The 26,391-nt window shown below is 30.7% G+C and carries 27 protein-coding genes; 9 read left to right on the top strand and 18 right to left on the bottom strand.

Annotated features, from left to right (window positions below; translation table 11 throughout):
* Positions 1 to 58 precede the first annotated feature (58 nt).
* From BWR22_RS07295 to rpsA, 4 genes are all read right to left on the bottom strand, one after another.
* Positions 59 to 391, bottom strand: a complete 333-nt coding sequence (locus BWR22_RS07295) for a ribonuclease Z (RefSeq protein ID WP_076733029.1) — start codon at positions 389 to 391, stop codon at positions 59 to 61.
* Positions 392 to 394: 3 nt separating this feature from the next.
* Positions 395 to 1,324, bottom strand: coding sequence for an aspartate carbamoyltransferase catalytic subunit (locus BWR22_RS07290; RefSeq protein ID WP_076733028.1), 930 nt, complete (start codon positions 1,322 to 1,324; stop codon positions 395 to 397).
* Between the two features lie 46 nt (positions 1,325 to 1,370).
* Entirely contained in the window at positions 1,371 to 1,910 is a 540-nt protein-coding gene (gene pyrR, locus BWR22_RS07285; protein ID WP_076733027.1) for a bifunctional pyr operon transcriptional regulator/uracil phosphoribosyltransferase PyrR, read from the bottom strand.
* 191 nt (positions 1,911 to 2,101) lie between these two features.
* Positions 2,102 to 3,946, bottom strand: a complete 1,845-nt coding sequence (gene rpsA / locus BWR22_RS07280; RefSeq protein WP_076733026.1) for a 30S ribosomal protein S1 — start codon at positions 3,944 to 3,946, stop codon at positions 2,102 to 2,104.
* Between the two features lie 316 nt (positions 3,947 to 4,262).
* Between rpsA and BWR22_RS07275 the strand changes: the two genes are divergently transcribed.
* Positions 4,263 to 4,643: a LysM peptidoglycan-binding domain-containing protein gene (locus BWR22_RS07275; protein ID WP_076733025.1), complete on the top strand. Its 381-nt coding sequence runs from the start codon at positions 4,263 to 4,265 to the stop codon at positions 4,641 to 4,643.
* A 71-nt stretch (positions 4,644 to 4,714) separates the two neighbouring features.
* Here the strand turns inward: BWR22_RS07275 and cmk are convergent, their stop codons facing one another.
* The 7 genes from cmk to lon all read right to left on the bottom strand — a co-directional run bounded on the left by cmk (position 4,715) and on the right by lon (position 12,738).
* Complete coding sequence (cmk, locus tag BWR22_RS07270) at positions 4,715 to 5,410, bottom strand: (d)CMP kinase (RefSeq protein WP_076733024.1); 696 nt, start codon at positions 5,408 to 5,410, stop codon at positions 4,715 to 4,717.
* 144 nt (positions 5,411 to 5,554) lie between these two features.
* Positions 5,555 to 6,496, bottom strand: a complete 942-nt coding sequence (locus BWR22_RS07265; protein WP_076733023.1) for a PD-(D/E)XK nuclease family protein — start codon at positions 6,494 to 6,496, stop codon at positions 5,555 to 5,557.
* A gap of 176 nt (positions 6,497 to 6,672) precedes the next feature.
* On the bottom strand, positions 6,673 to 7,320 hold the full coding sequence (locus tag BWR22_RS07260) for a peroxiredoxin-like family protein (RefSeq protein ID WP_076733022.1): 648 nt from the start codon (positions 7,318 to 7,320) through the stop codon (positions 6,673 to 6,675).
* A 111-nt stretch (positions 7,321 to 7,431) separates the two neighbouring features.
* A complete protein-coding gene (porQ, locus tag BWR22_RS07255; RefSeq protein ID WP_076733020.1) occupies positions 7,432 to 8,451 on the bottom strand; it encodes a type IX secretion system protein PorQ in 1,020 nt (339 codons plus the stop codon).
* A gap of 49 nt (positions 8,452 to 8,500) precedes the next feature.
* The gene (locus BWR22_RS07250; protein WP_083678248.1) at positions 8,501 to 9,031 is read right to left on the bottom strand and encodes a LysM peptidoglycan-binding domain-containing protein; all 531 of its coding nucleotides are present in this window, start codon (positions 9,029 to 9,031) and stop codon (positions 8,501 to 8,503) included.
* A gap of 40 nt (positions 9,032 to 9,071) precedes the next feature.
* Positions 9,072 to 10,286, bottom strand: a complete 1,215-nt coding sequence (locus BWR22_RS07245; RefSeq protein ID WP_076733016.1) for a LysM peptidoglycan-binding domain-containing protein — start codon at positions 10,284 to 10,286, stop codon at positions 9,072 to 9,074.
* A 4-nt stretch (positions 10,287 to 10,290) separates the two neighbouring features.
* A complete protein-coding gene (lon, locus tag BWR22_RS07240) occupies positions 10,291 to 12,738 on the bottom strand; it encodes an endopeptidase La (protein ID WP_076733014.1) in 2,448 nt (815 codons plus the stop codon).
* Between the two features lie 296 nt (positions 12,739 to 13,034).
* Here lon and BWR22_RS07235 point away from each other — a divergent pair, with 296 nt between their 5' ends.
* From BWR22_RS07235 to BWR22_RS07220, 4 genes are read left to right on the top strand one after another with little or no spacing between them, the layout of a single operon-like run.
* On the top strand, positions 13,035 to 13,604 hold the full coding sequence (locus tag BWR22_RS07235; protein ID WP_076733012.1) for an RNA polymerase sigma factor: 570 nt from the start codon (positions 13,035 to 13,037) through the stop codon (positions 13,602 to 13,604).
* On the top strand, positions 13,604 to 14,170 hold the full coding sequence (locus BWR22_RS07230; RefSeq protein WP_076733010.1) for a hypothetical protein: 567 nt from the start codon (positions 13,604 to 13,606) through the stop codon (positions 14,168 to 14,170). The genes BWR22_RS07235 and BWR22_RS07230 overlap by 1 nt, the downstream gene beginning before the upstream one ends.
* Complete coding sequence (locus tag BWR22_RS07225; RefSeq protein ID WP_076733009.1) at positions 14,148 to 15,245, top strand: hypothetical protein; 1,098 nt, start codon at positions 14,148 to 14,150, stop codon at positions 15,243 to 15,245. Before BWR22_RS07230 ends, BWR22_RS07225 begins: the two co-directional genes overlap by 23 nt.
* A gap of 48 nt (positions 15,246 to 15,293) precedes the next feature.
* Positions 15,294 to 16,028: a head GIN domain-containing protein gene (locus BWR22_RS07220; RefSeq protein ID WP_076733007.1), complete on the top strand. Its 735-nt coding sequence runs from the start codon at positions 15,294 to 15,296 to the stop codon at positions 16,026 to 16,028.
* Between the two features lie 62 nt (positions 16,029 to 16,090).
* On the opposite strand, the gene BWR22_RS07215 is transcribed toward BWR22_RS07220, so the two are convergent.
* From BWR22_RS07215 to BWR22_RS07200, 4 genes are all read right to left on the bottom strand, one after another.
* Positions 16,091 to 17,284 (bottom strand): hypothetical protein, encoded by a 1,194-nt coding sequence (locus BWR22_RS07215; RefSeq protein ID WP_076733005.1) that lies wholly within the window; start codon positions 17,282 to 17,284, stop codon positions 16,091 to 16,093.
* Positions 17,285 to 17,418: 134 nt separating this feature from the next.
* Positions 17,419 to 18,168, bottom strand: coding sequence for a hypothetical protein (locus BWR22_RS07210; RefSeq protein ID WP_076733004.1), 750 nt, complete (start codon positions 18,166 to 18,168; stop codon positions 17,419 to 17,421).
* 34 nt (positions 18,169 to 18,202) lie between these two features.
* Entirely contained in the window at positions 18,203 to 19,486 is a 1,284-nt protein-coding gene (locus BWR22_RS07205; RefSeq protein WP_076733003.1) for an MFS transporter, read from the bottom strand.
* A gap of 54 nt (positions 19,487 to 19,540) precedes the next feature.
* Positions 19,541 to 20,377, bottom strand: a complete 837-nt coding sequence (locus tag BWR22_RS07200; protein WP_076733001.1) for a M48 family metallopeptidase — start codon at positions 20,375 to 20,377, stop codon at positions 19,541 to 19,543.
* 223 nt (positions 20,378 to 20,600) lie between these two features.
* Between BWR22_RS07200 and msrB (BWR22_RS07195) the strand changes: the two genes are divergently transcribed.
* The 3 genes from msrB (BWR22_RS07195) to lpdA all read left to right on the top strand — a co-directional run bounded on the left by msrB (BWR22_RS07195) (position 20,601) and on the right by lpdA (position 23,123).
* Entirely contained in the window at positions 20,601 to 21,080 is a 480-nt protein-coding gene (gene msrB, locus BWR22_RS07195; protein WP_076733000.1) for a peptide-methionine (R)-S-oxide reductase MsrB, read from the top strand.
* Positions 21,080 to 21,481: a peptide-methionine (R)-S-oxide reductase MsrB gene (msrB, locus tag BWR22_RS07190; RefSeq protein WP_076732998.1), complete on the top strand. Its 402-nt coding sequence runs from the start codon at positions 21,080 to 21,082 to the stop codon at positions 21,479 to 21,481. The genes msrB (BWR22_RS07195) and msrB (BWR22_RS07190) overlap by 1 nt, the downstream gene beginning before the upstream one ends.
* A gap of 265 nt (positions 21,482 to 21,746) precedes the next feature.
* Positions 21,747 to 23,123: a dihydrolipoyl dehydrogenase gene (gene lpdA, locus BWR22_RS07185; RefSeq protein ID WP_076732997.1), complete on the top strand. Its 1,377-nt coding sequence runs from the start codon at positions 21,747 to 21,749 to the stop codon at positions 23,121 to 23,123.
* 72 nt (positions 23,124 to 23,195) lie between these two features.
* Here lpdA and BWR22_RS07180 read toward each other — a convergent pair whose 3' ends face one another.
* The 3 genes from BWR22_RS07180 to BWR22_RS07170 form a co-directional block, all read right to left on the bottom strand.
* Positions 23,196 to 23,834 carry a porin family protein gene (locus BWR22_RS07180; RefSeq protein ID WP_076732995.1) on the bottom strand — a complete coding sequence of 213 codons (639 nt, stop codon included), beginning with the start codon at positions 23,832 to 23,834 and terminating at the stop codon, positions 23,196 to 23,198.
* Positions 23,835 to 24,083: 249 nt separating this feature from the next.
* Entirely contained in the window at positions 24,084 to 24,500 is a 417-nt protein-coding gene (aroQ, locus tag BWR22_RS07175) for a type II 3-dehydroquinate dehydratase (RefSeq protein WP_076732993.1), read from the bottom strand.
* A gap of 78 nt (positions 24,501 to 24,578) precedes the next feature.
* Positions 24,579 to 25,172 (bottom strand): outer membrane beta-barrel protein, encoded by a 594-nt coding sequence (locus tag BWR22_RS07170; protein ID WP_076732991.1) that lies wholly within the window; start codon positions 25,170 to 25,172, stop codon positions 24,579 to 24,581.
* A 236-nt stretch (positions 25,173 to 25,408) separates the two neighbouring features.
* On the opposite strand from BWR22_RS07170, the gene xerD reads away from it, so the two are divergent.
* Positions 25,409 to 26,305: a site-specific tyrosine recombinase XerD gene (xerD, locus tag BWR22_RS07165; RefSeq protein ID WP_076732990.1), complete on the top strand. Its 897-nt coding sequence runs from the start codon at positions 25,409 to 25,411 to the stop codon at positions 26,303 to 26,305.
* The last annotated feature ends 86 nt before the right edge of the window (positions 26,306 to 26,391 follow it).

Raw genomic sequence — 26,391 nt, 5'->3', positions numbered from 1 at the left:
TTATGCTAATGGATTTAGCTTAATTAATAAGCTATTTAACTAGAAACAAATAAACAGTTTAAAACCCTAAATCACGCTCCATTTCCTCCATATCTATAATATCGTAGGCCTCTTTTAAAGTAGGAACTACTATTATTTCTTCTGGAGTTTCGTTTGGATTTATTGCGTTTGTAACAATTACAAATGATTGTTTTGATGCACGGTGTGTATTCGAGAGTCTTAAAAACTCAATAATGTCTTGTAAAGCTATTGTACCTAAAGAAGATAATTTTATTATAATATTATGCTTTTTAAATTTTGGGTATAAAGCTTCTATTTTTTTTACTAATTCAATAATACTCGCCTTTTCTTGAGTAATTATTGTGATATTTTCTTCTTGATCTATAATCATCACTTATTGTTTTATTTTGCCAGCTAATAAATATATTACTGCCATTCTAACTGCTACTCCATTTTGTACTTGATCTAAAATAATAGCCTGTTTAGAATCTGCAACATCACTTGTTATTTCAACACCTCTATTTATAGGTCCTGGATGCATAATTGTGATTTCTTTATTTAAAGAATCTAATAATGCTTTATTAACTCCAAATTGTTGTGTATATTCTCTAGTTGATGGAAAATAACTAATATCCATACGTTCATTTTGAACACGAAGCATATTTGCAACGTCACACCATTCTAACGCTTTGCGTAAGTTAGTTTCTACTTTTACACCTAAATCTCCAATATATTTAGGAATTAAAGTTTTAGGCCCGCAAACCATAACATTTGCACCTTGTAATTTTAATGCATAAATATTAGAAAGTGCAACTCGACTGTGCAAAATATCTCCAACAATTACTACATTTTTTCCTGCTACATCTCCTAATCGTTCTCTAATAGAATAAGAGTCGAGTAAAGCTTGCGTAGGATGCTCGTGTGCGCCGTCTCCAGCATTAATAATATTTGCTTTTACATGTTTAGATAAAAAAACACCTGCTCCTGGATTGGGATGACGCATAACCACCATATCAACCTTCATAGATAATATATTATTTACTGTATCTATTAAAGTTTCTCCTTTTTTAACCGAAGATTGTCCAGCAGAAAAATTAATAACATCTGCAGATAAACGTTTCTCTGCCAATTCGAAAGACAGTTTCGTTCTGGTGGAGTTTTCAAAAAATAAGTTTGCTATAGTTATATCACGAAGTGATGGCACTTTTTTTATTGGCCTATTTATCACCTCTTTAAAATGATCGGCTGTTTCAAAAATAAGCTGAATATCTTTTTCTTGAAGGTATTTAATTCCTAATAAGTGATTGACACTTAACTCGCTCATATCTTTTAGTCTTCGGTTATGCTTTTATATTGTTATGTTACTAATATTAACTATTAACTAGGTAAACAACATCTTCTCCATCATTTTCTATCCAGCTAACTTTTACCTTTTCTTTGTTAATTGCATCTACTTGCCTTCCTCTATAATTTGGTTGTATAGGTAAATGTCTACTAAAGCGTCGATCTATTAATGTTAGTAATTCTATTTCATTTGGTCTCCCAAAGGATTGTATTGCAGTTAATGCAGCACGTATACTTCGTCCTGTATATAAAACATCGTCGATAAAGACAACGTTTTTATCTTCTACTATAAAATCTATTTTTGTAGTATTTGCTTCGTGTATTTTATCGCCTCTTCTAAAATCGTCACGATAAAATGTAATATCTAAATATCCTAACTGTAAGTTTTTTATTTTGTATTCGTCTTTTAGCATTTGTGCTAAACGACTAGCTAGAAATTTTCCTCGTGGCTGTATGCCTACTAAAACGGTATTAGAAAAATCTTTATGGTTTTCAATTAATTGACAAGCCAATCTGTGAAGAATGATGTTTATGTCTGTTGCATTAAGTAGCACTTTCTGACTCATATACGCTGTAAGGGTATTTGAAAAACAAAGTTAGGTTAAATTATTTGAAGTTGAAAGATAAGTTTTAAAGTTAATCTCTATTTATTGAATTTTAATACAGTTAAAACTTTAAAAAAAGCTTAATAAAAAAAGCCTCTCGTTTCCGAGAGGCTTTAAATTTAATAGGATAAGATTCCTGCTTTCGCTAGAATTTATTTTTTCCCATCCATTTTATCTTTAAGAGCTTGTAAAGCGTCGTTAGCGTCACCTAAAGTTGGCTTAGCTTCTGCTGCCTGAGAGGCTTGCTTAGCTTGAGCGGCTTTTACGTTTGCCATTTCTTCTTCTCTAAAGATTGCAGTATGCGAAGCTACCACTCTCTTAAACTCTTTATTAAATTCAATAATTTTGAATTCTGCAGTATCACCTTTCTTTAATTTCTTACCGTCTTCTTTTTCAAGGTGACGAGAAGGAACAAATGCTACGATGTCTTCATTAAATTCAATTGTTGCTCCTTTGTCTACAACTTCAGCAATTTCTGCTGTATGTGTAGTACCTAAAGCAAATTCAGTTTCGTATTTATCCCAAGGATTCTCAGTTGTTTGTTTGTGACCTAAAGATAATTTACGTCCTTCAACATCTAACTCTAATACTACTACGTCTAATTTGTCTCCAACTGCACAGAACTCAGAAGGGTGCTTAATTTTCTTAGTCCAAGATAAATCTGAGATGTAAATTAATCCATCGATACCTTCTTCTAATTCAACAAAAACACCAAAGTTTGTAAAGTTACGTACAATACCTGTGTGCTTAGAACCTACAGGATATTTAGTTGTAATGTCTGTCCATGGATCTTGCGTTAATTGCTTGATACCTAATGACATTTTTCTATCTTCTCTATCTAATGTTAAGATTTGAGCATCAATTTCATCTCCAACTTTTACGAAATCGTTAGCCGAACGTAAGTGTGTAGACCAAGACATTTCAGAAACGTGAACTAAACCTTCAACTCCTTCTGCTACTTCAATAAATGCACCGTAATCTGCGATTACAACTACTTTACCTTTTACTTTGTCTCCAACTGATACGCTTTCTCCTAAAGCATCCCAAGGATGTTTAGATAATTGCTTAAGACCTAATTGGATTCTTGATTTGTTTTCATCAAAATCAAGGATTACAACATTTAATTTTTGGTCTAACTCAACAATCTCGTTTGGATGGTTAATTCTTGACCAAGATAAATCTGTAATATGTACTAATCCGTCAACTCCACCAAGATCGATAAATACACCGTAAGAAGTAATGTTCTTAACGATACCTTCTAATACTTGACCTTTTTCTAATTGACCAATAATTTCTTTCTTTTGCTCTTCAATATCAGCCTCAATAAGTGCTTTATGAGAAACTACTACGTTTTTGAATTCGTGGTTGATTTTCACAACTTTAAATTCCATAGTTTTGTTTACGTATTGATCGTAATCTCTAATTGGTTTAACATCAATTTGAGAACCTGGTAAGAATGCTTCAATTCCAAAAACATCTACAATCATACCACCTTTAGTTCTACACTTAACGAAACCGTTAACTATTTCACCTGTATCGTGTGCATTGTTTACACGATCCCAAGCTTTAATAACACGTGCTTTTCTGTGAGATAATACTAATTGTCCTGTTGCGTCTTCACGTACATCTATTAATACTTCTACTTTGTCTCCAACTTTTAAATCTGGATTGTAACGAAATTCGTTTAAAGAAATTACACCTTCAGATTTTGCGTTGATGTCGATAATAGCATCACGATCTGTAATGTGTACTACTTCTCCAGTTACAACTTCGTCATCTAATGTGTCTACGAAATTTTCTGATACTAATTTTTCAAATTCTTTTAATTGAGAATCTTCAACCTCATCAATACCTTCTTGGTAATTGTGCCAGTTAAATTCTTTTAAGAATTTTTCAGGGTTTGCTTGTGCTTCAGATACTACTGGAGCTTCTTTTGTTGTGTTTGCAGTTTCTTGTGCTTCTGCTACAACTTCTTCTTGTTTTGCTTTATCAGCCATTTAAGTAATTCTTGTAATGCTCACGTTATTTCTATATAATAAAACGTTTTTACATTACATTTGTATTCTGCATGTATTGGAAAACTTAAGCACTAATCACACAGAAGTGTTATAAATATTTGTTTTTGATTCCTTTTTTGTTTTTCCTATAGGTGCTAAAAAGGAGTGCAAAAATACTACTTTTTAATAATATTGCCTAATTCTTTAATAAAAATTTAAACGACTGATTTTTAAACTAATAATTAGATGTTAGTTGATTGTATTTTGTCAGAAATTTTATACCTTTAAACACGTAAAATTATAATTTAATTAAAATATGGCTGTAAAAGCAAAATATCAAGGCGTACTTGATTTAGGAGAAAAATTAAATATAGCTAATGGAGATGTTTCTGAAGCTAATGGAGTATTAACTGTAAAAGGTACTGCTGCAACGCAATACGAAAAAAACTTACTTTGGGATGAGATTAAAGCCATTGGTGGCGAGAACCCTAGTGATATTGTTGCAGATATTAAGGTTGCAGACACTAGTTTGTACGCAAAACATACTGTTAAAAGTGGTGAAACTTTAGGTGCTATTGCTAAGCAATATTATGGAAATGCTAGTAAGTATAACGCTATTTTTAAAGCAAACACAAATATCTTAGATAATCCAGATGTAATTCACCCAAATCAAGAATTAATAATCCCGAACTTGTAGGGATTAATAGCAGATTTCTTTTGAAAAGCGGACTAACAATTTTTGGTTCGCTTTTTGTTTAGCTTTAATGTTTATTTTATTTTGTTAAAAGTCTTTTCTACTAGATGCAATACTTTATTAAATTGCTCTTCTAAAGATAAATCACTATTATCTATTTCTATAGCATCTTCTGCTTTACGTAATGGAGAGTCTTCGCGGTTAGAGTCTATATAATCTCGTTCTTGTACGTTTCTTAAAACGTCTTCATATTTAACATTATCTCCTCTTTCTATTAACTCATTAAAACGTCTGGTTGCTCTTTTTTCTGCACTAGCAATCATAAATAATTTTAATTCTGCATATGGAAATACCACAGTGCCAATATCTCTACCATCCATAACAACACCTTTGTCTTTTCCCATTTGTTGTTGTTGCTTTACCAATTGGTAACGTACTTCTGGTATTGCTGCTACTTTACTTACAAAACTAGAGACTTCTAAAGTTCTAATTTCTTTTTCTACGTTTACACCATTTAAGTATACCTCGGCAAAACCCAAATCTTTATTAAATTTAAAACTAATGGTTATATTTCTTAACTTTTCTACTAAAGCATTTATATTAAAGTGCTCTTTATCTATAAAACCATTTTGCATAGTAAATAAAGTTACAGCACGATACATTGCGCCAGTATCTACATAAATGTATCCTAAATGTTTTGCTAATTGCTTAGCTACTGTACTTTTTCCTGTAGACGAAAAACCGTCTATGGCTATTGTTATTTTTTGCACTTTTTTGTTTTTAAATTTTTGGAAGGTTCGTTTAACGGTTTTGATTATGATTTCGTTGCGGAAAAATCCGCAGGATTCTTTCCGCCGTAGCCGAAATATAGCAAAATTGCGTTGAATTCTGATTAGGAATTCAACCGCAATGAATTATACACGCTGTTGTAACCAGTTATTTATTCCGATTTCTTTTATCCAGTCTCTTAATTTTTCTAGATTTTTCATTCCGATTTCTACTTGTTTAATTTGTTTATTAAAATCTTTTGTACGGTCAATTTTTTCTGATGAAATTCGAACTGAAAAACTTTTACTGTGTTTTATAAACTTAAAATCTTCTTGTAAATTTTCTTTAATTTTTAACTCAATATTTTCTGTCGGATTTTGAAATGTTGCATCTGAATTTCCTTGAGCTAATTTGTGATAAAAAATAATCCCTTTTAAATCGTTGTCGTAAAGCATTGGCCAATCACTATTATGCGGAACAATACTCGGTTTTTTCATCGTCAAACTCGGGATTTTGTCATTTTTAAAATTCCAATAGTCATGCCAAAACTTTTGAACAGGTTCAGAATTCACAGGTTGGTATCCTCTGCGTAATTTTTCAACTGCAATTTGAATTAACTGACTTTTAAAAAGTCCTCTTTTCGTGTTTTGTTTCTCAAATAATCTCGAAATAGTTTCGTATGAAATGTAATTCTCAAAGTCATTTTGATTTTTACAATATAGATTTGGTGCGATTAAAATGCAATAAGCGTTATCACAATGTTTTTTTCTAACATATTCTTTTGCTCTTTTTTCATAACGAATAAATTGCTCGTCTTGAAAAGTTGCGTCAAGTTTATTCTCAATCAGCACGAATACTTTTTCGTTATTTGAATTATAAGAAAATAGCAAATCGGTTTCTCCCAATCCAAAATCTGTTATACTTCTCCAAGTTCCATTTGAGGAAGAAAATTTAGGTAAATTTAGTTCCGAAATAAACCAATTACAAAACGAATTTTCAGTCGATAATTCCTCCAACAAAATTAAATCAACATCTCTTTCTTGGACTGATTCGATAGGTAAAATGGCATGTTCTGAAGTTTCTTGCATAATTGGTTACAATGCGTTCTGATATTAAACGTTAAAGATGTTATATATCAAACGTTACTGAAATAAGTTCAGCACGAGTAAACGAATTTAATCGTTTTTTATTACAAAGTCAAGCTATTACTCTCCAAAATAGAAAGAGCAAGGATGGTTTGTTTTCTGTAAAATTTAGAGAATTATTATATTTTTTTTAAAGCCTCAATAATTTCATCTGGTTCAGAACGTGTTCTATAATCTACATTTACATAATTCCATTTAACATCTCCATCTTCTCCAATTATAAAAGTACCTGGAATTGGTAAAATGTTTGCGTTACCGTTATTAATAGTTTCTAAATCTAAACCACGGTCTATACGCATATGCTCCATTAAAAACTCAGGCACTTCCCAAGCTACACCATATTTTGAAGCTACATTTGCATTTTGGTCTGACAAGACTATAAATTCCATTTTACTAATTTCGCTTTCTGTTAAAGATCCATCTGGAACTTGTGGGCTTATAGCAACTAAATTAGCTCCTAATTCGTGTATTTGGTTTAATTTTGCTTGAAGCGCTCTCAATTGTAAATTGCAATATGGACACCAATCTCCACGGTAAAATGTAACTACTACTGGTCCTTTATTTAATAACTTATTTAAACTTATAGATTCACCTTTAGCGTTTGGGAGTGTAAAATCTGGCGCTTTATCTCCTACTTTTAAAGCATTTTGTCCTTCTTTAAATGCTTTTGCTTTTGCTATAACCTCATCTACACCTTTCATAAATTCTGGTTTAGCTTTTCTACCTGCTTCTATTTTAGCGTCTGTTTGTTTTTTTAAATCTCCCATTAGTTTTATGTGTTTTCTTTTATATTTTATTAAATTAAAAGATTGAAATTATATTAGTTTTTTTTTTAAAATTATACGCAGCAATCAACTTTATAAAAAAGCTAATTACTACTATCTTAAATCTATTTGTAAACCAAAAAAGTTAGAATTAGAAGCTGCTGTATATTTAGCGTGTGTATAACTAAAACGCATTTTATTAAGCTTTACAGAAAAGCCGGCTGAAAGACCAGAAAAATTACGTTGGTCTTCTATACGGAGTTCTTCGGCACGTCTAAAATTGTAACCTAAGCGTATATTAAAACCTTTACTTGGAAAAAGCTCTGCTCCTAGTATTGTATGTCTTACAACTTGTGCTAAAAAGCCAACTTTTTCTTGTGTTTGATTTCCTTCTAAGTCTGTAGTTGCTCTTGCTGGATTTGGCTCTCCTATAGGCCATTGCTGCAAATTATCGAATGTTAAGTGCCAACGCAATGGTATGTTTTCTAATGTTTGAGATAAACCAATTGCTACTTCGAATGGTAATGATTCTTGTGTGCCTGCATAAGTAGTAATTTGCGTACCTAAATTTCTAACTACTAAAGTGCCTTGAAACTCCAAACGCTCGTCTATATACATTAATGCTAAATCTGTTGCAGCACCAAAAGAGTTATACTGCTCTAAACTAGAGTTAATTAATTTTATGTTTGCTCCTGCATAAAAATCGCTATAGCCTATTTGCAATGCGTAACCAAAAGACAATGCTGTTTCTGCTCCAGAAAATGTTCCTGTTGCATTACCATCTTCATCATAACCATCAAAATCACCATAATTAATATAAGTGATTCCTGCATGATAGGTTTGTACTCGCCTATCTACAGTGTAAGCATAAGCGGCAGTTCCATATTTTACACCTCCTAAATAACTGGTATAGTTTAATGCAAACTGGTTATCCATTTCTACATTAATTGCAGACGGATTGTAAATACCTTGTGTAACGTCCCAATCTATATTTGTAAGTACTTTTCCTCCTAAAGCTGCTTGTCTTGGCGAAGATACCAGGTTTAAAAACTGATATGTAGATTGCCCTCCTAATTGCGCGAAACAATAAGAGCTAATTAAAGTAAAGCAAAAAAGTGCAATTTTTTTTACCATAAAGAGACAAAAGTAGTTAAATCTATCTTAAAACGCTACGTTGAGTTTTTTATTTTAATTTAAGTTCTTGCCCTACTTTAATAATATTAGTTTCAAGGCCATTTAATTGCTTTAATTCTGCAACCGAAAGACCTTCTCTTTTTGCAATACCAAATAGCGAGTCTCCTTTCTTTACAATATAAACCGAGTTATTACTAATTTCTGCTTTTGTATTATAACCTATTTTTAACTGTTGATTTACACTTAGCACATTAGAGCTTAAATTATTTAAACTTTTTATATGTGCCATACTAATTTCGTACTTTTTAGATATAGAATACAAAGTTTCTCCTTTAACTACAGTATGAATTTTACTATCTAAAACTGTTTTGGCTTCTACATTTGGGTTTGCTTTTTCTGTAACTGTTGTTACCGTATTATTGGAAGTATAACTATCTGGAGCTCCATTTGTAAATGTATAAACTCCAGTTGTTGTATTCATTTTTGCAGGTTTACCATCTATTACAACATCTACCAAATTATCCTGAGCGAATGCACTAATGCCTACAAGACATGAAAGTGCCAGAATTGTTCTTTTCATATATGTCTCTCGAGAAAGCGAGAATCTTATTTTTATTGGGTTATTTTTTAGGTGTGACTTTTAATTTTTGGCCAATAGTAAGATTATTGTTTTTTAAGTTATTTAACTTTTTTACATCATCTACAGTCATGTTGTGCATTCGTGCAATGGACCAAAGTGAATTTCCTTTTTCTACTGTATAATATGAAACGTCTTCTTTATTATTTATATCCTCATTACTTTCTTTAGAAGTACTTTCAATTAAAGCCTCTTTTTCTTTATCTATTTTTTTTGAAGCTTCTATTTCTTTTTCTGTTTTTCTTACAGATGCTATAGCTTGTTTTGCTTTTTCTGCTGTTGATTCTTCTTTTTCTAAAGGTTTGTTTTCAAACACTATAACTTTTTTTCCCTCTTTATCTTCTTCAATTTTAGCATTAGGATTACTTGCTTTTACTTTTTCTAAAGCATTAGTTTCTTGCTCTTTAGATTCTATTGAAGGATTAGCATCTATTTTTTCCTCTACAATTTCTTCTACTGTTTCAACTGGAGCAGATATTTTACTTTCTATTTCTTCTTCTTTCTCCTCTTCTTTTTCAAGCTCTGCTTCTAGAGCTTTCATTTCTGCTTTAAGCTTAGCTAAACGTTCTTTTTTATTGAGGGCTGCTTCATTTTCTACAACGGCTTTAGTTTCTTTAGCATCGTCTTCTAAACCAAAAATTGGATTTTTAATACTAGTTTCTGCCTTATATACTGTTGCCGATGCTTTTTCTTGAGTTTTTTCGGTTTTAATAACTTTATTTTCTACATCTTCTATTGAAGGTGGAGGTGCAAATTGACCTGGAGATTCACCTGGTCTTAATTTAGCAATAATACGTTCTCTACCAACATAGCTTACTACAGGACTGCTAGATTTTACTAATATTTTTTTTACAATTTTTAAACTAGATCCTATTTTTAAATTACCATTTGTAATGTTATTATGTGCTTTAATTTCGGCAACAGACACTTCATTTTTTTTGGCAATAGTAGATAATGTTTCTCCTTTTTTAACAGTATGTGTGCTTATATCTGTATAAACCACTCCGCTTGGAGTTGTTTTTAACTGTGTAGGATCTGTTTTATCGTGTTCGCGAAAGGTAAATTCTCCTGTTTTTGTAGACATATAAGCTTCCTTTCCCTCTACATTAACAGGAAGAAACTCTTCTGAAACTTCATGTTCTTGAGCAAAAGTTCCTATTGATAGTAAACCGAATAAACCAATTGCAATTGCCTTCATTTTTTTAAAGTTTTTTAGCGCCTTTTACTTTTTGCTTTGTAATAGCTAGTTTTAAAACATCTTTCATATCTGAAACATAATGAAAAGTTAAACCTTTTAAATAATCTGGTTTAATTTCTTCAATATCTCGTCTATTATCTTCGCAAAGTAATATTTCTTTAATTTTTGCACGTTTTGCAGCTAAGATTTTTTCTTTTATTCCGCCAACTGGTAAAACTTTCCCACGAAGTGTAATTTCACCTGTCATCGCTAAACTCTTTTTAACCTTTCTTTGCGTAAACAAAGATACTAAAGAAGTTAACATAGTAACACCTGCACTCGGCCCATCTTTAGGTGTTGCACCTTCTGGTACATGAATATGCACGTTATATTTATCGAAAACTTCAGAATTTATACCAAACTCATCTGCATTGGCTTTTATGTACTCCATAGCAATGGTTGCAGATTCTTTCATTACTTTTCCTAGGTTTCCTGTAATGGACATAGAACCTTTTCCTTTAGATAAAATAGATTCTATAAATAAAATATCGCCTCCTACTCTAGTCCAAGCTAAGCCTGTTACTACTCCGGCAACGTCATTATTTTCGTACTTATCACGTTCTAATTTTGGTCCGCCTAAAACTTCAACAATAGTATCGTTATTTACTTTAAGGTTATATTCTTCTTCCATTGCAATATTCATGGCAGCATAACGTACCATTTTTGCAATTTGTTTTTCTAGGCTTCTTACTCCAGATTCTCTAGTATAACCTTCTACTATTTTTTCTATTTGTGGTTTTCCTAATTTTAAATCGTTATCTGTTAAACCGTGCTCTTTTAATTGTTTTGGTAATAAATGTCTTTTTCCTATTTCGGCTTTTTCTTCAATTGTATAACCTGTAACATTTATTATCTCCATTCTATCTCGAAGCGCTGGCTGTATATTTGCTAAACTATTGGATGTTGCTATAAACATAACTTTAGACAAATCGTAACCCATTTCAAGGAAGTTATCATGGAACTCGCTATTTTGTTCTGGGTCTAAAACCTCTAATAAAGCTGATGATGGATCACCTTGGTTTGAGTTAGATAGCTTATCTATTTCATCTAATACAAATACCGGATTAGATGTTCCTGCCTTTTTTAAAGATTGAATAATACGTCCTGGCATAGCACCTATATAGGTTTTTCTATGTCCTCTAATTTCGGCTTCATCACGTAAACCTCCTAAAGACATACGCACATATTCTCTACCTAATGCTTCAGCAATAGACTTTCCTAACGATGTTTTACCAACACCTGGAGGTCCATATAAACAAAGAATAGGCGATTTCATGTCGTTACGTAATTTTAACACTGCTAAATACTCTATAATTCGTTTTTTAACATCGTCAAGTCCGTAGTGGTCTCTATCTAATATTTTTTTAGCACGCTTAAGATCGAATTTATCTTTACTAAATTCATTCCATGGTAAATCTAGAAACAAGTCTAAATAATTACGTTGGATTGAATACTCCGCAACTTGCGGATTCATACGTTGCATTTTAGATAATTCTTTTTCAAAATGCTCTCCAACTTTATCGTCCCACTTTTTAAGTTTAGCACGCTTTTTCATGTCTTCCATTTCCTCTGCATTACCACCACCAAGTTCTTCTTGTATGGTTTTCATTTGCTGATTAAGGAAATATTCACGTTGCTGCTGGTTCATATCGCTTTGAACCTTAGATTGTATATCGTTTTTTAACTCCAATTTTTGAAGTTCGATATTCATAAACTTTAATGTTTCTAAAGCACGTTCTTTAAGGTCGTTTGTTTCTAATAGTTTTTGCTTGTCTTTAACAGGCAAATTCATATTTGAAGACACAAAATTTATTAAAAACGAATCGCTTTCAATATTCTTAATTGCAAAAGACGCTTCGCTAGGAATATTTGGGCTATCCTTTATAATTTTAAGCGCTAAGTCTTTAATAGAGTCTGTAATTGCTTGAAACTCTTTATTTACTTTTGCTGGTTTTGCTTCTGGAACTTCACGAACTGTTGCATTTATGTAAGGCTCTTCGGTAATCACCTCTGCAACACTAAAACGTTTTTTACCTTGTATAATAACGGTTGTATTACCATCTGGCATTTTTAAAACCTTTAAAATACGTGCAACGGTTCCTATTTCGTGTATATCTCCAGCTTTAGGATTTTCTATTGCTTCATCTTTTTGTGATACTACTCCAATAACTTTAGAACCTTTATTTGCATCATCTATTAACTTAATACTTTTATCTCTTCCAGCAGTAATAGGTATTACAACACCAGGAAATAAAACTGTATTACGCAATGATAGAATTGGTAATGTTTCTGGTAACTGTTCGTTATTTATTTGCTCTTCATCTTCAGGTGTCATTAATGGGATTAATTCAGAATTTTCATCAAAATCCTGCAATGACAAACTGTCCAGACTAATAAAATTAGATTTCTTCATAGATATATATACGTCATTATGTCACCAAAAAATATTAGTTATATAATGCTCTGTTTGTAAAATTAATATTTATAATTATTAAAAACACTGATTTATAGCGAATTAACAACAATCAATTGTTTTTATTTGTCTATAAAACTTCAATTAATATGCCAATGTTATGGAGACAAATAAAAGTGAACTACTATTTATAAATCAGCTCTTTTACTTTAACCTTTAATAATTTTTATATTTTTTTTTACTAAAGTGTAACAAACTCATTTAACTTGTATCTTTAGTATAACAAACCATTAAAATTGACATTAACCAACTACAATATAGAACAGCTCGTAGAGCTTTGTAAAACCAACAACCAATTTGCGCAATTGGAATTGTACAATAGGTATTATAAAGCAATGTATAATACAGCTTACCGTATTGTAAAAAATAGTTTTGAAGCCGAAGATGTTATGCAAAATGCTTTTTTACAAGCTTTTTCTAAACTAGAATCTCTAAAAGATAATAAAACTTTTGGAGCTTGGTTAAAGCGAATAGTAATTAATAAAAGTATTTACCATTACAATAAAAGTACAAAATTTGATGAAGTACCATTAGACGATGTACTCTACAAAGTAGAAGACACTAACGGCATAAACGAAGATTACGAGTTTACTACAATTCAAGCAAAACAAGTAATAGAAACAATGAAAACCTTAAAAGACAACTACCGTATTGCTCTAACGTTACATTTAATTGAAGGTTTCGATTACGAAGAAATAAGTGATATTATGCGAATTTCTAGTGCTAATTGTCGTACAACTATTTCTAGAGCAAAAGAAAGTTTAAGAAAAAAATGCAAGCCTTGGTTTGCTAAAAAACAATATTAATGAAAGACGATAAATTACATCAGCTTTTTGAGAAATTCCAACACGATTTTGATGTTGAAACTCCAAATCATGGTCATAAGAACAGGTTTTTAGAAAAATTGAATGCTCAAAATAACACACAAACTATTGTTGCTGAAAAAACAAATAAAAATTTGTGGAAACCCTTTTTAGGTATTGCTGCTACAATAGTATTATTAATAACATTAGCATTTAGTTTTAATACAGAACCTAAAATACAAGATTTAGCAAGTGTATCTCCAGAGATGGCAAATACTCAAAATTTCTTTACCTCTGTTATTGCAGAAGAACTAGAAAAAATTAATAGTGAACGTACACCAGAAACAGAAGCACTTATTAAAGATGCTATGTCGCAAATGGAAATACTTGAAATAGAATATTCACAATTAAAAATAGATTTAACAGAAAGCGGAAATGATAAACGTGTAATACACGCCATGATTGATAATTTCTGGAATAGAATAAACATATTAAAATCTGTATTAGAAAATATAGAAGGTATAAAAACATTTAAACTAAACACTGATGAAACAATTAATACAATATAAATTACTCTCCATATTATTACTATTCCCTTTAGTAATATTTGCTAACGTAACTAATGGAAAAGATGGTAAATACAAAAAAGAAAAAACCATTACAAAATCGTTTAACGTTAAGGATAACGCCACTTTAAAAGTAGATAATAGCTACGGCAACTTAGATGTTGTAACCTGGAATGGAAACACCATAGATTTTGAAATAAAAATAACAACATCTGGTGACGACGAAGATAATGTACAACAAAAACTAGATGGTATTACTGTAGATTTTTCTAATTCTCCAGACTTAGTTACAGCAGTTACAAAATTTAGCAAAAACAAAAATAAATCATGGTGGAGTTGGACAAATAAAAACAACGTTCAAATGAAAATAAACTACATTATTAAAATGCCTATTACTAATAATGTAAATTTAAGCAACGATTATGGCAACATAAATTTAGGCACACTTGAAGGTCGTGCAGAACTTAACTGTGATTACGGAAAGATTACCACAAAAGAACTTTTAGCCGATAACAATATTATAAATTTTGACTACTCTAATAATTGCTATTTCGAATTTATAAAAAGCGGAAAAATTTATGCAGATTATAGTGGTTTTACAGTTTCTAAAACAAATTCATTAGAAGTTATTGCAGATTATACAAAATCTAAAATAGACATTGCTGAAGAAGTAACTTACAATTGCGATTATGGAGGCATTACTATAGACAAAGCAAACAGTATTAAAGGTAATGGAGATTATTTAACTGTTATTGTTGGCGATGTGTTTAAGCATTTAGATATAACAGCAGACTATGGTTCAATAAAAATTTCCAAACTACATAAAAGTGTAAAAAATGTTTCTGTAGACAGCGATTATGTAGGTATAAAAATTGGTTACGATAGAACTTTTGCCTTCGATTTTGATATAGAACTGGAGTATGGTTCTTTAAAAGATAACGACGACAACTTTAAATTTATTAAAAAAAGAATAGAATCCTCAGACAGATACTACACGGGCTATAACATTTCACAAAACTCAGGCAACTTAGTAAGAATTAATGCTGAATATGGCAGTGTTACTTTTTATGAAAACTAAACTTAAAACAAAAAAATCAATCAAAAAATAATTTAAAAAACAAACGTTATGAACACACTAAAACAAACTTTATTATTAGCTATTACTCTATCAAGTTTTACTTTTGCGCAAGCTCAATTTTGGGGAAACAAAAAAATTAAAGGTAATGGGAATGTTACAACCATAACACGTTCTACAAGCGATTACGATGAAATAAAATGTGCTGGTTGGATGGATTTTATTTTAGTAAAAGGAAATGAAGGCGATATAACTTTAGAGGGCGAAAGCAATCTTTTAGAATATATTATTACAGAAGTTGAAGGAAACACTCTTAAAATAAAAACTGAAAACAACATTAATTTAAAACCTAGTTTTAACAAAACCATTACTATTACAATTCCTTTTCAAGATATTGATTATGTAAGTCTTTCTGGTTCTGGAGACGTTTCTTCTAAAAATAAAATTGTAGCAAATAATTTTACAACACGTGTATCTGGTTCTGGAGATATTGTTTTAGATGTTGATGCCGATGAAATTGAAGGCAGTGTAACTGGTTCTGGAGACTTAACTTTAAACGGTAAAACCAATAAACTAAAAGCTAGTGTAACTGGTTCTGGAGATTTTCATGGTTATAATTTAGATGCTAAAGATGTAGAGGCCAAAGTAACAGGATCTGGAGATGTAGAAATTGTATGTAACGGCCATTTAGATGCTAAAGTTACAGGCTCTGGAGATATTGAATATAAAGGCTCTCCTAAAAGTGAGGATACTAAAGTTACTGGCTCTGGTAGTATTGGGAATTAAAAAGTGTAACTTTTAACATAAAAGCCTTAATTCTATTTTTAGAATTAAGGCTTTTATATTTATTAGTAATAAGTATAAACAGATGTAAAATCTTCAACACCATCTACCGATGTTGTAGAACTTTCTGGATAATTATCAGAATTGTAAGTATAAGAAGTTGTCTCTGTTTCAGAGTTTCCTGCTCCATCTGTATAATTTGCCGATGTTGGGTTATTTAAATCCACTCCACCTGAAAAATGGATATTTAACATCTCGCGTTGGTGAATATTTTTAAAGAAACCATTCATATTATCATAAGAATGAGTATAAGAGCTGTTTACAAAGTTTTCTGAAATTAAATTACCATTTTCAAAAGTTAACGTATACTCTTCTAACAAATTTGTTTGAGAAGTTAAATCTCCTGTATAGTTTTTTACAAGAATAGTACCATCTGTATTATATGTATACTCCCATTTTTGTGCTTCATTTAAAGATGGATTGTATAAAACAGTATTTATTAACTGGTTAGACGAGTTATACTCAAATTCTTCATAACTATCTGAAGCATTGGTGTACTCATAGTCTACTCGTGTAAGTATTTCATTTTCGTAAATATATGTTTCTGTTTCTGTTTGAGTACTACCTGCATCAACATCTGTAAAAATTACTGTTTTTATTTTATTACCTTCATATGTAAACTCTGAGGTAAAAGTATCTGTTGCAGAATAAGTATGAACTACCTTTTTTAACAGTACCAATCCTGAAGTAGAAGAACAATCTCCTAAAGCATCAATAGTGGCTTGAATTGAACCATCGTCGTCACCACATACATCAATTTGATCTTGTAGCACTGAAATATATACATTACATGCTTGTGATAAAAATTCTTCTGTTGCATTATTATAATTATTTGCAGCAACCGAAACCGCTATGGTAACTCCTTCACAAGAGCTTGGATCTATAGGCTCGCTACAATCTCCATAAGTACCTAATAAGGTTTGTAAATTATTATCTGGATCTCCACAAGTATCTATTACACCTTGTATAGCATTAGTTAGTGCTGTACATAATGTAGTATATTGGCTTTCAGAAACACCATCCCATGTACTAAAATTTAAAGTTGCTACAGCATAAGCCTGCGATGCGGTTAAACATTCAAAACTAGCTCCTGTTGATGGTACTTCGGTTTCAAAAGCTGGATCTAATGGCTCATTTTCACATGTAAATAAAAACACAGTTAAAAATAATGCAAAAAAAGGTAATACTATTTTTCTCATAATTTAAAATTTATTTAACAAACATAAGAAATATTATCTTAATTCAAGATTTGAGCAATTTATATGAATATACAGAATAAAAAAGCCACTATTTTTAATAAAACAGTGGCTTCTATTACTATATTTTACTTTTATTAAAATTCGTAAGATGTTAAGAAAGCATCGTTACCTGTTGTTTGTGTAAAATTTATTGGTCCAATATCTTTAGAAAAATAATAATGTGAAGTTGCAACTACATTACCTGAAAATATTGTTTCTAATTTAATATGTATTACGTTTTGGTATTCTACTCCTCCAACTTCATAAGCAATATCACGCTCAATCATTTCTGTAACATAAGTTGTATTTACATTTTGATCTGGAAAATCAGGATATCCTGGATCTGGTGTATAAGAAACTGTATAATTAATATTTTGTGTATATGTCTCTCCTACTTCTAAATTATCTTTTAAAAGTAAAACTTTAATTACTGGAGCTGCTACAGTATAACCATTTACATTTGATCCTGAAATATCTTGAGCTACATAATAATTACTACCATCTTTTCTTATATAAAAACTATCCTGTCCCATAAAATTATCGTACTCGAAATAGGTTTCATCTCCAAATACTGTAGTTCCCGATATCTCGCTAATAGTATTACCATAAGTGGTTGTATTAAAATTCCACACATAGCCAACTTGTGTAGGCCAATAATCTCCTGTAGAGGCTTCTACCTCTATGTTTTCACCTTCAACAGGTGTAACACTGTCGTTATTAGAAATAGGATCTACAATAATATTATTTTCAAAATCAAAACCTTCTAAAGGCTCATTTTCACAAGACACGAAAAATATTGCAAATAAAGCAATTGAAAATATTGATGTAAGTGTATTTAATTTCATAAATTTTAATTTATTTTTTACAAACATAAGTAAATTAAACGTTTTCTTTTGGAACTCTAAATAATAATATAATGCCTACTAAAAAGAATATAAATAAAAACAAAATAGCATTGCGCATAGTACTAATTTGGTCTACAATAGCGAAAATGGTCATCCCTATTACAATACCAATTTTTTCGGCAACATCGTAGAAACTAAAGTAGGATGTAGTATCATCTGTCTCTGGTAAAAATTTAGAGTATGTAGACCTTGCTAACGCTTGCACTCCTCCCATTACAAAACCTACTAAACCGGCTGCAATATAAAATTGAGTTGGTGTAACCATAAAATATGCATAAAAACACAAAAACATCCAAAACGCATTAATTACAATTAATGTTTTTATGTTACCAAATTTTGCAGAAGCTTTAGACGTTAAAACAGCACCTAAAATAGCAACTACTTGTATTACTAATATACTTGCTATTAAACCCATTGTTTTTTGATCGCTATCTATCCATTTAATTTCTTTTTCTCCAAAATAAACTGCCATTAACATAATGGTTTGTACTGCCATGCTAAACACAAAAAAAGCATTTAAATAACGTTTTAAACGTTTGTTTTGGTTTAATGCTTTCCAAACCTGCTTTAACTCTTTAAAACCATTAAAAACAACTGCTTTAGTAACCTTATGTCCTGTAGATACTCCTTTAGGTAACATATAGAATGTATATTGACTAAAAAGCATCCACCATAATCCAACGGTTATAAAAGAATATCTCATCATTTGTAAAGCAGCTTCACCTTCAACACTCATAACCATTGCCAGATTAATTATTAAAAGTATTACACTACCTATATAGCCTAAACTAAAACCTTTAGCACTTATATTATCTTGTTGTTCTGGAAATGCAATATCCGGAAGATAAGAGTTGTAAAAAACTAAACTTCCCCAATAACCTATTAAGCCCATAAAATAAAATAACATGCTTAAATGTATAGCATCTGCACTAAACCAAAACAAACCTATACAACCTAGACCACCTATGTAACAAAAGAGTTTCATAAATACTTTTTTGTTTCCTACATAATCTGCAATACCAGATAATAAAGGTGATAAAAAAGCTACCACCAAAAATGTAAAGGCAGTTACCGCAGATACCAAAACTGTAGGTTTTAATTGAAAAACACTAATAAGCTCATCTTTATTTGGGTATATATAACCATAAAATAATGGAAATATTGACGATGCAATAGTTAATGTGTAGACAGAGTTTGCCCAATCATAAAACGCCCAAGCGTTAAGAAGTTTTTTACTTCCTTTTTGTAAATTTTTCATAAAAAAAACCACTCGTTTAATAGAGTGGCTTCGAAAATAAGAATTTATATTTATTTAGTAAGGTGTAACAGGCCTAAAAGATTGCACACCGAATTTTTTTGCTTCTGCTTTAGCAGTTGGAGCCAGTGCTTCTAAATTTGCAATTCGCGTTGCTGTAGCTGGATGCGTACTTAAAAACTCTGGTGGTGCTTGTCCTCCACTTGCTTCTCCCATTCTTCTCCATAAGTTTGCTGCTTCATCTGGATTATAACCTGCAATTCCTGTAAGTATTAATCCTATTCTATCTGCCTCTGTTTCATGACTTCGACTAAATGGTAACATAACACCAACTTGAGAGCCTACACCATAAGCTTGATTAAATAATGCTCTATCATTATCATCCTTTAACACAATATTTCCTGCAACGGCACCTATTTGCTGTAACATTCCTGCACTCATACGCTGTTGTCCATGGTTAGCCAAAGCATGTGCAACTTCATGACCCATAATAGCAGCTATGGCAGCTTCATTTTCTGCAACTGGTAAAATACCTGTATAAAAAACAATTTTTCCTCCTGGCATACACCAAGCATTTATAGCATCATCTTTAACCAAATTATAATCCCATTGGTAATCATTTAAATATCCTTGATTTCCGTTTGCATTTAACCAGCGTTCTGCAGCAACCGCAATACGTTGTCCTACACGAGTAATCATTTGTGCTTCGGTTGTACCAGTAATAACATTATTCTCATTTAAAAACTGATTGTACTGTGCAAATGAAGTTGGAAATAACGAACTATTTTCGGTACCAGGCAGTGCTAAAGTGCTTTTTCCTGTAAAAGGATTTGTTGCACATGAGAAAAATATAAGTAGTGTTAAAACTAAGGTTATACTTGATTTAAATTTCATTTATTTATTATTTTTATAATTATTGAAACCAATTTACAAAAAGTTGCGTTAATTAATAGTAAAGGCGATAGTAAATATTAAGTAATTATTCGACAAAGAACCTAAAAAAACGTTTAAAGCTAGTTTTAAAATGTTTTTAAGATTGATAATAATAATGTTAGGTTCTACTTAATTTTACGACTATAAAAACACTAAGTTTACCTTAATTATTAAAAAAAATTATATGAAAAAAATAGCATTATTAGTATTAACCATTTTCTTATTTAATTGTAATGGTAATGCTCAAGATTCTAAAAAAGAAAAAAAAGATTACGAGATTACTAAAACTGAAGCTGAATGGAAACAAATATTATCTAACGAAGCATATCAAGTTTTAAGAAAAGCTGGTACAGAGAGACCATTTTCTAGTGCACTAAACAAAGAATATGGCGCTGGTGTATACGTTTGTGCAGCATGCGAAACGCCACTATTTAATAGTGAAGATAAATTCGATTCTGGTACAGGATGGCCAAGTTTTGATAGAGAAATTAAAGGAAATGTAGAATACTCTGTAGATTATAATTTAGGTCATGCAAGAACCGAAGAACATTGTGCTACTTGCGGTGGCCATTTAGGTCACGTTTTTAACGATGGCCCAAGTAAAACTACAGGAAAAAGACACTGCATAAACGGTGTAGCATTAAAATTTATTCCTAAGAAATAATGAGTGATTATAACATTAAAAAATCTGACAAAGAATGGAAAGACCAACTTACAGATGAAGAATATCGTATTTTAAGAGAAAAAGGGACTGAAAGACCTCATACAGGAAAATACAATCTTCATTTTGAAGAAGGTACATACAAATGTGCAGGCTGTAATCAACAATTATTTGAAAGCTCTAGCAAATTTGATGCACACTGCGGCTGGCCAAGCTTTGACGAATCTATAAAAGGCACAGTTAAGTATGTTTTAGACAAATCGCACGGTATGATAAGAACCGAAATTGTTTGTAGTAATTGCGGTGGTCATTTAGGTCATGTTTTTAATGATGGCCCAACAGAAACAGGCACTCGTTACTGTGTAAATTCTATTAGTGTTAAGTTTGATAGTGAATCTAAATAGCTCTAATTAATATTTTAACTAAATAAAATTATTAATCCTTAGCAATTTTAATAATCACCTTTCCATTTCAAGACTATTCACAAAAAACAGAATAAATAAGGTTTTAGCATAAAATTAATTTTATGCTAAAAACCCAAAATCCCAACTCCAATCTCTAGTAAACGAATGTTTTTTAGAATTTATTTGTTTTTGGTTTTTGGAATTTAGGATATTCCAATTGAAAATCCTTAAATTTGTGTTTCTTAAAACGACTAAAAATTATACGATGAGTAAATACGATATTATTGTTCTTGGAAGTGGTCCTGGAGGCTATGTAGCTGCTATTAGAGCATCTCAATTAGGTTTTAAAACTGCTATTGTAGAAAAGGAAAATCTTGGTGGAATATGCTTAAATTGGGGATGTATACCTACAAAAGCATTGTTAAAATCTGCTCAAGTTTTCGAATATTTAAAACATGCAGAAGATTATGGTCTATCTGTAAAAGAATACGATAAAGATTTTAATGCTGTTGTTAAGCGTAGTCGTGGTGTTGCTGAAGGAATGAGTAATGGCGTTAAATTTTTAATGAAAAAAAATAAAATTGACGTTATTGACGGCTTTGGAAAATTAAAAGCTGGAAAGAAAATTGATGTTGATGGTAAAGAATATAGCGCAGACCACATTATTATTGCAACTGGTGCACGCTCTAGAGAATTACCAAGTTTACCACAAGATGGTAAAAAAGTAATTGGCTATAGACAAGCTATGTCATTACCAAAACAACCTAAAAAGATTATAGTTGTTGGTTCTGGTGCTATAGGTGTTGAGTTTGCTTACTTTTATAATTCTATGGGTACAGAAGTAACCATAGTAGAATATTTAGACCGAATTGTACCAGTTGAAGACGAAGAAGTTTCTAAGCAGTTAGAACGTTCTTTTAAGAAAAATGGTATAAAAGTTATGACTTCTGCAGAGGTAACAAGTGTAGATACATCTGGAGAAGGTGTTAAAGCTACAGTTAAAACTAAAAAAGGTGAAGAAATACTAGAAGCTGATATTGTATTATCTGCAGTTGGTATTAAATCTAACATTGAAAACATTGGATTAGAAGATGTTGGTATTGCTGTAGATAGAGATAAAGTTTTAGTAAACGATTATTACCAAACAAATATTCCTGGCTACTATGCAATTGGAGATATAACTCCTGGTCAAGCCTTAGCCCACGTAGCATCGGCTGAAGCTATTTTATGTGTTGAAAAAATTGCAGGAATGCATGTTGAGGCTATAGATTACGGTAACGTACCTGGTTGTACTTATTGTACTCCAGAAATTGCTAGTGTTGGTTTAACAGAAAAACAAGCCAAAGAAAAAGGTTTCGATATTAAAGTTGGTAAATTTCCATTCTCTGCCTCTGGTAAAGCAAGTGCCGGTGGAAATAAAGAAGGTTTTGTAAAAGTAATTTTCGATGCCAAATATGGCGAATGGTTAGGATGCCACATGATTGGTGCTGGTGTTACAGATATGATTGCAGAAGCTGTTTTAGGTAGAAAATTAGAAACTACTGGACACGAAGTTTTAAAAGCAATACATCCACATCCTACTATGAGTGAAGCTGTTATGGAAGCTGTAGCAGATGCTTATGATGAGGTTATACATTTATAATAGACAAATATTATTTACATAAAAAAAGTTCCAGAATATTCTGGAACTTTTTTTATTATATCTATTTATGTTTTAAAACATAAAACCTAATCCTACTTGTAAAACATTATTTTTAGCATCTATTCCTTGAAATGGTGTATTGTCATCAAATATATCTGTAACTCCAAAATTGTAACGTCCATTTACAAACAAGCCACTATCAAATTTATAAGATGCACCTAATGCTACACTTGTACTAAAATCTTTAACGTATGAGTCTTCAGAATTTATTTCAATATCTCCTCCATCGTTAGTAGGTTGAAAATCTAATTCTTCGTGAATTTTAAAGCCAAATTGAGGTCCAACCTCTACACTTAATCCTTTAACTAAATATGCTTTTAATAATAAAGGAACTTGTATGTAGTCTAATTGATATTCTATATTATCATTAGTATCAAAAATATTATCTTGATCGTTTTCGGCAACATCAAATCCTTGTCCAGAATAAAAAACCTCTGGCTGAAATGATAAACGTTCAGAAATTGGAACTTCTGCAAGAACACCTACATTAAAACTTGTTCTCGATTCTAAATCTCCAAAATCGTCACCACTAATTGTAGAAGAGTTTAAACCTCCTTTTACTCCAAATTGAACTTCTTTTGAATCTGATTGTGCATTTAAAAATACTAAACCAGAAATAAAAACTGCAGTACTTAAAATTAATTTTTTCATGTTATATATTTTTTGGTTATTACATCGAAATTACGAACTGTAATCCAAAAAAGATGTCCAATTAACAAGGTTTAACAGCGATATTAAATTATTTAACTTTTATTAATAATTATGCTAAATATCATCCTTAAGATTTATATTTTTTTTAATATTTTATTTATGGTTATTAATAATAAAAACATGATTTTATATCACTAATAAAATCGACTACCTTATTTAGAAAAAATTATTTTCTTAAATTTTAGAATATTATAAAAAACTCTGGATAGCAAGCTCATAGCTTTGCAATCCAAATCCTAAAACAACGCCCTTAGCATTGGGAGCAATAAACGATTGGTGCCTAAACTCTTCTCTAGAAAAAGTATTTGAAATATGCACTTCTACAACCGGAGTTTCTATAGCTTTTACAGCATCTCCTATACCAACAGATGTATGTGTATAAGCGGCTGCATTTAAAATAATACCATCATAATTAAAACCACATTCTTGGATTTTGTCTATTATTTCTCCTTCAATATTGGATTGATAATATTCTAAATTAACATTAGGATATTTTTCTTTTACTGTATCAAAAAACTCTGTAAAAGTTAGACTTCCATATATATTAGGTTCTCGTTTTCCTAATAAATTAAGATTTGGACCGTTAATTATTATTATTTTTTTCATATTGTAAAAATACAAAAGTTATGGCATAAAAAAACCGAAGTTTTTAGCTTCGGTTTTTTTTATAATATATAATTAAGTTTAGTTAAACTTATAAACAACACCAAAATTGATATCATTTAAGTTTAAACCAACATCAAAATTATCTGTTGACTCCGCTCCATCAAAATCTGCCTCTGAAGTAGAATATCCTAATACACCAACCGATGCTTCAATAGCAAAGTTTTTAGAAACAAAATAACTAATACCTGGTGCAAAAGCAATATCAAAACCATCGTAACCAACATCTGTTAATTTATTATCTCCAGAAGTGTAGTCTACTCCTAATTCTGTAAATAAAGAGAATTGTGTAGCTGGAGTAAAATAATATCTACCAAAGGCTCCAACAGAATATTCGTTAGAATCTACAGTATCAACACCATTATCGTCTGATGATAAAGAAGTAAAACCTGCCTGTAATCCAACAGCAATATTATTTGAAACAAAATATCCAGCTTTAGGCGCAATATTAAAAACATTAGAATCTAAATCTCCTGTTTTTTCAGTACCAAAACCTACTGCTCCAGAAATAAATACATCTCCTTTTTCGAAACCTTTAACTGTTACATCTTCTTGTGCGTTAACACTTGTAAAACCTAGCACTGCAATTGCAGCTGTAAAAAATAATTTTTTCATTTTAAATTGATTTTATTAATTTGAATTCACAAAAGTATTGTACAGTTTTACACTAGTTCCATCAAAAATTGTTAAATAAAAATCAATAAAAAACAACAACTTATTTATCAATAATTTATAAAAGATATTTAACTTTTCTTTAGCTTTAATTTTTAATATTTCTTTAACAAACATTATAAACTGAATTTTAATGAAAAGGTGATTCATTATTAAAGTTGCTTTTATATTTTAGTATTATGAAATGGGCAAATGCACTTAAAGATTATCAACTCTATTTAAAAATAGAACGTGGCTTATCTGAAAATTCAATAAGTAACTATAGTTATGATGTTAAAAAACTAATTAATTATTTAGAGGCTAATAATATTAGCATCTCTCCTATTTCAATATCTAAAGAAACCATTCAAGAGTTTATATATACTATTGCTAAAACTGTAAATGCGCGTTCACAATCAAGATTAATTTCTGGTTTAAAAGGTTTTTTTAACTATTTAGTTTTTGAAGATTATAGAGATACAAATCCTTTAGACACTATAGACTCTCCTAAAATAGGCAGAAAATTACCAGATACATTAAGCGAAACCGAAATAAACCAGTTAATAAACGCTATAGATTTAAGTAAACCACAAGGCGAGCGTAATCGTGCCATATTAGAGTTGCTTTATAGCTGCGGACTACGTGTTAGCGAACTTACAAATCTTAAAATTTCAGATTTATTTTTTGAAGAAGGATTTATAAAAGTAACTGGAAAAGGAGACAAACAAAGATTTGTGCCTATTATTGATTCTACACAAAAGTATATAGACATTTATAGAAAAGAAGTTAGAAATCATAAAAATATTCCTAACGAGTTTAAAGATACTTTGTTTTTAAATAGAAGAGGAAAACAATTAACTAGAGCCATGATTTTTACCATAATTAAACAATTGGCTGTAAAAATAAATCTAAATAAAACCATCTCACCTCACACATTTAGACATTCTTTTGCCACACACCTTTTAGAAAATGGTGCAGATTTAAGATCCATACAATTAATGCTAGGGCATGAAAGTATAACAACTACAGAAATTTATATGCATGTAGACAAAAGTCATTTAAAAAATGTAATAAAAACCTTTCATCCAAGAAAGTAAATAACATTTTATCGCGTTTTATTGCTTTTTGCAGCTTTTTTTGTATATATTTGATTTATAGCTGTTTATTAAATTATTAAGTTCCC

Origin of the sequence: Lacinutrix venerupis (assembly GCF_001971745.1) — a bacterium.
Lineage (GTDB): Bacteria > Bacteroidota > Bacteroidia > Flavobacteriales > Flavobacteriaceae > Lacinutrix > Lacinutrix venerupis.
Note: the sequence above shows the minus strand (reverse complement) of the source record. Positions and strands in the feature narration are given on the sequence as shown.